The sequence below is a fragment of the Klebsiella sp. HMSC09D12 genome, from assembly GCF_001808475.1.
Lineage (GTDB): Bacteria > Pseudomonadota > Gammaproteobacteria > Enterobacterales > Enterobacteriaceae > Klebsiella > Klebsiella oxytoca.
This window is the reverse complement of record NZ_KV793502.1, coordinates 168,363-175,322: the sequence shown is the minus strand read 5'-3', so window position 1 is coordinate 175,322 and position 6,960 is coordinate 168,363. Positions and strand designations below refer to the sequence as shown.

The window sequence follows — 6,960 nt, the reverse complement described above, 5'->3', positions numbered from 1 at the left end:
GCTTTTGCCCGGCAGGATAGATGACGCGGGTCGCCCCCAGCGCCACGCCAGCCTCGGCGCGAGCGGTAAATCCCATGGCGGCTATCATCAGCGCTCCCGCCAGTAAACCGCGCGTTATCGCCAGTGTTGTTCTCACGTTTACCCCTTTTATCGTCACCGTCGTTTCCTGTTTTCGGTTCGTTTGCTGATTAATTACTGGTAGGTCAGGGAGAACCAGGCCTGAGCGTTGGCCGCGCCTCCGGTGACCTGATGCCCTGTTGCCCGGTATTTCGCTACAAAATGCAATGTGGTTGGCCCGGTATACAATCTTGTCCAGGCGGCGGGAGGGCCGTTCAGTGGGATTGGCTGGTCGTCTTTATCAAACAGAGCGACGCCCACGCCGGTCGCTATCCCCGGTCCTTCGCCCACTGAGAGCACGTCCGGGTTTTTACCATCGGCGACGCCGTGAAAGGCCACGCCAACGCGCTGGCTGACGGCGGTACTGCACTCCTGCAGGTGGATATCGAAGGGGACGGGATTGGTGTCTTCTCCGGCCGAATGAAACCGATTGCTGCTGATCTGCCCCATGTTGACCGTCATCTGCCGGTCGCCCGCTTCAACGCGGCAGGACTCGGCAATAATGATCCCCTGAAAGCGCATGTTTCCGCCGGGCAGCATAACGTTCCACTGGTTACCGGCCAGCGCCAGCGGCGGGAGCAGGAATATCAACAGACCTGACTTCATCCTTTGCATCGTTATCACCCGAATTCCGTTATGGATAACGGGCCTTCCTGGCCCGGCGCGCGTCCCTGCCTGATGAAAAAATTACTGGTACTGCACTTTAAAGGTGGCGTCAGCGTTAGCGGTACCGGCAGTGGCAGCGGCAGTCGCGTAGTAGCGAGCCTGGAACGGAATGATGTTGGTGCCATCGTTCAGGGTGGAAGCTGCGCCGAAGGTTGCGCCATCCAGCGCCAGCGGCGTACCGGTACGGTCAAGGATCTGCACGCCGACGTTAGTCGCGCTGCCTGCCGCCGAGCTTTGCAGCGCCAGTACGGTGGTGTTGGTGCTGTCAATCGCGGTGCCGGTGAAGGCGACGGAGGCCTTGGTGGCAACGGTGGTGTCACAATCGTTCAGCTGGATATTGAAGCCGACAGCCGTGCTGGTGCTGCCCGCAGTCGCCAGTTTCGCCGAACGTACCTGGCCCATTGGAACGGTTTGATCGATTGAACCCGCGTCAATGGCGCAGGCTGCGTTGACGACTTCCCCTTTAAAATGCACCGTGCCGCCATTTACCGTGGTGTCGGCCAGCGCCGCCGCGGAGCTCAGAGACAGGGCTGACAGAACAACGATTGCCAGTGATTTGATTTTCATGTTGTTTTCCTTTGAACAATATCGGGATTACGAACCGATCTGGCCGTCATCATGACCTCCAGGTATTTCATATTTCAGCCGATATATTCGGCTGCGGTTCTGCATGTTTTTCACCCAAAAAATGAGACATTTGGGGCCATTTTGACTCGTTGACGTAATTGACTGAAATTATGATGATTTGAGTTTTTATTTGGTTTTTTAATCTGTTTTATTATTTTTAACGACATAAAAATCGATATCGTTAAGACTTGATAAGCCATGGATGGCTATCGGCAACGCGTGGCCGGGAAGGATGGGCAGCGGAAAGAAGGACGTTTCTGGAAAAGATTAAAAATAAAAAAACATTGTTAATCAAAGTGATATTGGCTTTTACCCCCTGTTTGATGCATTCGATGGTTGCAAAAGGTTACTGAATATTTTTATGATGCACACAGTTTGGCCCCAATTGACCTGTTCGGTAAGTTATTTCCATTTATTTATCAAACACTTATTTTCCATTCTCTGATTTTGTAAATTCCACTCCATCAGGTTGTTGCGCTCCCAGAGTCCGGCGAATCGCGCGGCGTTGCTGGCCGTATAGCGTACGGTATGGCGAATGTTTCGATGGCCGAGATAGTCCTGAATAAGGCGGGTGTCGGCCCCTCTCTCCGCCAGTTCGTAACCGCAGGCATGGCGCAGCATATGCGGGTGAGTATGGGTAGCCGTACCAGCGTCTACGCCAGCGGTGCGGATGATGCGGTAGGCCTGCTGACGCGAAAGCGGCGTACCGCGTCGCGATATAAACAGCGCATCGGTTTTTTGCGCGCCTTTCCAGGCGCCGCGTACCTGACTCCAGCGCCTGATAGCGTCACATTCATCGACCATCAGAGGATGTACGGTCGAGAATCCATTCTTCAGCCGTCGAATATTGATGCGGCCTTCGACAAGATCGAGGTCGGGGTAGTGCAGATCGAGTAATTCGCTAATGCGCATACCATGACGAAAAGCGAGCAGGATTAGACAGTAATCCCGCTCTCCCGTTTGCCCGTGGCGGGCTGCCAGCATCATCGCCTGAACTTCTTTACCAGTAAGAAAACGACGTCGGTTCACAATAAATAACTCCTGATATGATCTTGAAAATTAACACGACCCTGCGGACCGCAGGGGGCGCTCACAAATAATCCGCAAGGTTAATCGCGTATTATACGAAGGGGCTTAAGCATAGTTGAATAATGACATTGTAGCGGCTGTGGGGCAGAATATTACAGATGATAAATCTTATTCTTATAGATTTTATTGATGGCGACAACCTCTGGGCCGCGGTTCTTTTTCAGGTGCATAAAATTAAAAGGAAAAAAGCATGATTGCGGCTATTTTAAACGGAAGGGCGTTGACGCATTTATATGCAGGGCCATGCCCGGGGGTAATAAGATAAATCATCGTTGCGCTGTGAACTTGCCGGAACAATAATCATAAACACCGCATGGTTAATTTTTTTTAATGTTTACCGCTGCCTGACGGTTATTTTGACGCCCTCCCTGGCATCGAGCATTACGGCAGAACAGGGCTCCGCTGTCTGTCTCTGCTTTCGTCCCAGATACCATAGAAACGGCCAGCGTTACTGGCGGTATACCATACGGTATGGCGAATGTTGCGGTGGCCCAGGTAGTCCTGGATAAGGCGGGTATCAATGCCCATGTTGGCCAGGGCGAAGCCGCATGAATGACGGAGCATATGCGGATGAATTTCGAGCGATAGCCCGGCATTATCACCAGAGGCGGAAATAATCTGATAAAACTGCTGGCGAGACAAAGGATTACCTTTTCGTGAGAGAAATAACCATTCGCTGTCGGACTGCGGGTACGAGGCGCGGACCTGTAGCCAGTTTTTTAATGCGCGGATTTCTTTATTTAGCAAAGGATGCGTTGTCGAAAATCCATTCTTAAGCCGGTGAATATAGATACATTTAGAACTAAGGTCGATATCGGAAATTTGCAGGCGGCATATTTCACTGGCGCGTAATCCGTGAATAAAACACAATAATGTCAGGCAATAATTGCGCGTGGCATGTGCACCACTGTTGGCCGCTTTGAGCAATGACTCTATTTCATTGTGAGTCAGGAAGTTCCTTTTTTTTAAAATAGCATTGCTTTTCATTGAGTTCCCTTTATTATACAGCCGGCGAGCGCACTATTTGGCCATCATAAGATAATGATAAGATTCGGCTGCATGTGCATTATTTATTGCTGCTGCTGGCAATATTTAAGCGATATGACTTCTTTTGGACAGGCAGTTCTTATTTTTATATATATATTCGGCGTTGCGGTTTGGGGTAGGGCCCATATCCTGCTCATTCTTTTTCTCCTTAACTGGGTAGGCAGCAGTATATAACTTCTAATAATGTTAACCATACTGCAAAAACCATCTTATGAATAGGGAAAACAGGAAGCGCAACAATTGTGGGGAGCGTTAAGAATTGTTTTATTTCATATGAGATAAACCTTAACTGCCGCTAAGAGGGGGGTATATCGGAGGGTTGCGTAGCCAAAAAATCTGGCTGATAAGGAAGCGAGAGATGCGCATTGGCTAATTTAGAGTGGGGTGATGACGAATGCAAAATAACCGTACAGCAATGCGTTTTTGCCGTAATAATGCCGTGGCGCGAACAGGACACGCGCTCGCGCCTTATATGGCAGGCTACCTCAGCTGCTCCAGAAACAGCAGGGCGGCTATGGCGACCATCATCACCCCCGAAGCGATGCTGACCTTTTGCGCGATTTGAGGCCGGGTCGCTAACAGCGCTTTGGCGCCGTAGCCGACCAGTAAATAGACCAGCGTGCAGGTGATAAGGTGAATACCGCCCAGCGCCGACATCTGCTGCGCGACCGACCAGCTTCCCTGGGGGTCGGTAAACTGCGGCAGCAGGGCCAGAAACAGAAGAAAGACTTTTGGATTGAGGCCGCTAATGCATAGCCCCTTAATCGCCCAGCGATTCCAGCTATCCGCGCTGTATTGCTGTGTGCCTGGCGTTGGCGGATGGCGCAAAATAGCGATCCCCAGCCACATCAGATAGCCCGCGCCCAGCAGGGTAATCGTCGATAGCGCCAGCGGGTGGCCGGCGATTAACACGCCGATTCCGGCGACGACGATCAGCGTGGCCAGCAGGTGACCGGACATTAGTCCGGCGACGGCGGGTATCACGCGCCGACCGTTGATCCCTGCGCTGATGGTGTAGGCCCAGTCAGCCCCCGGCGTGATGATCAGCAGAAAGGAAACCAGCCAAAAGCTGGCGATAAAGCTCATTTCCATGGCCAGCGCACCCCTGCGTGTTGATGGCAGTTTCTCATCGTTTTCCCTCGTAAAGCGGCGATTATTTGAGGAAAAGAATATCGGGTTTATTGCGCAATGAGCTTTCAATGTTATGCTCTGGAAGGGGAATCTGAGGGAAAATATTCCAAATGGATAGCATCGATCGAAAAATTCTTGCTGAGCTGCAGGCCGACGGGCGACTATCGATAACCGAGCTGGCCGAACGGGTGAATCTCAGTCTTTCGCCCTGTCATCGCCGGCTGCGCACGCTGGAGCAGGAGGGGGTGATTACCGGTTATCGGGCCAACCTTGATCCGGCCAAAATGGGCTTCAACTTTTTGGCCATCGTCTTCGCGACGCTAAAAGAGGGGGACAAAAAAGCGGTAAGCGCGTTTGAGGAAGCGGTCGAAGAGATCCCGCAAATCGTGCTGGCGCAGCGTCTGTTTGGCGATCCGGACTATCTGATGCATGTGGTGACGCGCGATCTTCCGGCCTTCCAGAAGCTGTACGATGATAAACTCTCCGCAATGCCCGGCGTGCAGCATTTACGTTCGACATTGGTCATGAAGACGGTCGTGCAGGATCGCCCTTTTCCGCTCGGTAATGGGTAACCGCAGCCCGGACAGATGCGTAGCATCGCCTCCGGGGAAATAACGGTGATGCGTCATCAAAGGTGAGCCGGCAGCAGTATGAGCACCCTGTCAAAGCAGAGTGGTATTACTCTTTTTCCAGCAGACGCATAAACACCGTCAGCGCTTCATCAAGCTGCTGGCGCTGCCCCGCAGAAAGGCCATCCAGCAGCTGCCGCTCATTTTCCACGTGGCTCTCTACCGCCCTGTCGATTAACTTCCGCCCCTCAGGCGTCAGCGCGACCAGCATGCTGCGCGCATCGTCCGGGTTTGGCAGGCGGCGAATAAACCCTCGTTTTTCCAGCGCCTTAAGACGATGGGTCATGGTGCCGGAGGTGATCATTAACGTTGAAAAGAGCTGGGTTGGCGACAGCACGAACGGATCGCCCGCCCGTCGCAAAGTCGCCAGCATGTCAAACTCCCAGCGCACTAAATCATGGCGAAGAAAAGCCGCTTCAATGCGCGGTTCCAGCAGCAGTGCGCAGCGCTTCAGACGACCGAACGGTCCCATTGGAGTGCAATCGAGATCGGGGCGTTCCCGTTTCCACTGTTCAAGAATGCGATCCACGGCGTCGGTCTGCGGTGATTTGTCCATTAATGCCTACTTGTCTTGATATCAAGATAAATATCGATACATACTTAGGCCATAATTTACCTTGATATGAAGATAAAATCATGGCCTTTGTTTCGCGCAACCTTGTTGTAGATCTATTCTTAACCGCGCTGGCGCCCGCCATCTGGGGCAGCACCTATATTGTCACCTCGCAGTTCCTGCCGCCCGATAGACCGTTTATCGCCGCGCTGCTGCGGGTGCTGCCGGCCGGGATCGCCCTGCTGATCTGGAGCCGTCGCCTTCCGCTGCGCGGCGAGTGGTGGAAGCTGATTGTCACCGGGATCCTGAATATCGGCGCGTTCCAGGCGCTGCTGTTTATTGCCGCTTATCGGCTGCCGGGCGGACTGGCGGCGGTGATTGGCGCTATCCAGCCGCTGCTGGTGATGCTGCTGGCATGGTGCGTCGATCGTCAGCGATCGCCCTGGCTCGCGGTGCTATCAGCAATGACGGGGATCGTGGGAATGGCGATGTTGCTGCTATCGCCGCAAATGACGCTCGATCCGCTTGGGATCGGCGCGGCATTTCTGGGGGCGATGAGTATGGCGCTTGGGACCTGGCTGTCGCGGCGCTGGGCGATCGCCTTGCCGGTTATTGCCCTGACAGGCTGGCAGCTGCTGATTGGCGGTATTGTACTGGCGCCGATTGCGTTACTGGTCGATCCGCCGCTGCATCAGGTAACGCTGACTCAGGCGGCGGGTTATTTGTGGCTGTGCGTTGCCGGGGCAATGCTCGCGTATGGCCTCTGGTTCCGCGGTATTGGCCGTCTTTCTCCGGTAGCGGTATCGGCAATGAGCCTGCTGAGTCCGGTGACAGCGGTACTATTAGGCTGGGTTTTCCTCGGACAAAAAATTGAGGGGCTGGCGCTGGCGGGATTGGTGATTGTGCTATTCAGCGTGCTGTCGATTCAGCGCGCATTATCGAATAAGAGAGCTGCAGCGGGTCGGTAAATCCCGGAGGCGATGCTGCGCATCTGTCCGGGCTACTGCACCGCAGACGGCGGTGAACCCACAAACCGGGCTGCGGGTTCACTGTTCGCCAAAAACAAAAAAAGCCCCATCAAGGGGCTCGACATTGCTGGGT

8 protein-coding genes and 1 pseudogene are annotated in these 6,960 nt (G+C 53.6%); 2 read left to right on the top strand and 7 right to left on the bottom strand.

Features of this window, described 5'->3' with window-relative positions; translation table 11 throughout:
* The 6 genes and pseudogenes from HMPREF3178_RS31875 to HMPREF3178_RS22455 all read right to left on the bottom strand — a co-directional run.
* Nucleotides 1-157: pseudogene (locus HMPREF3178_RS31875) on the bottom strand (molecular chaperone FimC); the annotation flags it as partial.
* A 35-nt stretch (nt 158-192) separates the two neighbouring features.
* Entirely contained in the window at nt 193-732 is a 540-nt protein-coding gene (locus HMPREF3178_RS22475) for a type 1 fimbrial minor subunit FimI (RefSeq protein ID WP_070585519.1), read from the bottom strand.
* Between the two features lie 72 nt (nt 733-804).
* Nucleotides 805-1,350, bottom strand: coding sequence for a type 1 fimbrial major subunit FimA (fimA, locus tag HMPREF3178_RS22470; RefSeq protein WP_004105373.1), 546 nt, complete (start codon nt 1,348-1,350; stop codon nt 805-807).
* Nucleotides 1,351-1,812: 462 nt separating this feature from the next.
* Nucleotides 1,813-2,439 carry a tyrosine-type DNA invertase gene (locus HMPREF3178_RS22465; protein WP_017145464.1) on the bottom strand — a complete coding sequence of 209 codons (627 nt, stop codon included), beginning with the start codon at nt 2,437-2,439 and terminating at the stop codon, nt 1,813-1,815.
* A 441-nt stretch (nt 2,440-2,880) separates the two neighbouring features.
* Complete coding sequence (locus tag HMPREF3178_RS22460) at nt 2,881-3,486, bottom strand: tyrosine-type DNA invertase (RefSeq protein WP_004105369.1); 606 nt, start codon at nt 3,484-3,486, stop codon at nt 2,881-2,883.
* A gap of 540 nt (nt 3,487-4,026) precedes the next feature.
* On the bottom strand, nt 4,027-4,638 hold the full coding sequence (locus HMPREF3178_RS22455; RefSeq protein WP_004105367.1) for a LysE family translocator: 612 nt from the start codon (nt 4,636-4,638) through the stop codon (nt 4,027-4,029).
* Between the two features lie 149 nt (nt 4,639-4,787).
* Between HMPREF3178_RS22455 and HMPREF3178_RS22450 the strand changes: the two genes are divergently transcribed.
* Nucleotides 4,788-5,249 carry an Lrp/AsnC family transcriptional regulator gene (locus tag HMPREF3178_RS22450; protein ID WP_004105365.1) on the top strand — a complete coding sequence of 154 codons (462 nt, stop codon included), beginning with the start codon at nt 4,788-4,790 and terminating at the stop codon, nt 5,247-5,249.
* Between the two features lie 106 nt (nt 5,250-5,355).
* On the opposite strand, the gene HMPREF3178_RS22445 is transcribed toward HMPREF3178_RS22450, so the two are convergent.
* On the bottom strand, nt 5,356-5,862 hold the full coding sequence (locus HMPREF3178_RS22445) for a MarR family winged helix-turn-helix transcriptional regulator (RefSeq protein ID WP_004105364.1): 507 nt from the start codon (nt 5,860-5,862) through the stop codon (nt 5,356-5,358).
* A gap of 80 nt (nt 5,863-5,942) precedes the next feature.
* Here HMPREF3178_RS22445 and HMPREF3178_RS22440 point away from each other — a divergent pair, with 80 nt between their 5' ends.
* On the top strand, nt 5,943-6,827 hold the full coding sequence (locus tag HMPREF3178_RS22440) for an EamA family transporter (protein ID WP_016808164.1): 885 nt from the start codon (nt 5,943-5,945) through the stop codon (nt 6,825-6,827).
* The last annotated feature ends 133 nt before the right edge of the window (nt 6,828-6,960 follow it).

Coding starts and splice junctions, on each gene's coding strand:
- HMPREF3178_RS22475 (WP_070585519.1), bottom strand. CDS start 732: ATGCAAAGGATGAAGTCAGGTCTGTTGATATTCCTGCTCCCGCCGCTG.
- fimA (WP_004105373.1), bottom strand. CDS start 1,350: ATGAAAATCAAATCACTGGCAATCGTTGTTCTGTCAGCCCTGTCTCTG.
- HMPREF3178_RS22460 (WP_004105369.1), bottom strand. CDS start 3,486: ATGAAAAGCAATGCTATTTTAAAAAAAAGGAACTTCCTGACTCACAAT.
- HMPREF3178_RS22455 (WP_004105367.1), bottom strand. CDS start 4,638: ATGGAAATGAGCTTTATCGCCAGCTTTTGGCTGGTTTCCTTTCTGCTG.
- HMPREF3178_RS22450 (WP_004105365.1), top strand. CDS start 4,788: ATGGATAGCATCGATCGAAAAATTCTTGCTGAGCTGCAGGCCGACGGG.
- HMPREF3178_RS22445 (WP_004105364.1), bottom strand. CDS start 5,862: ATGGACAAATCACCGCAGACCGACGCCGTGGATCGCATTCTTGAACAG.
- HMPREF3178_RS22440 (WP_016808164.1), top strand. CDS start 5,943: ATGGCCTTTGTTTCGCGCAACCTTGTTGTAGATCTATTCTTAACCGCG.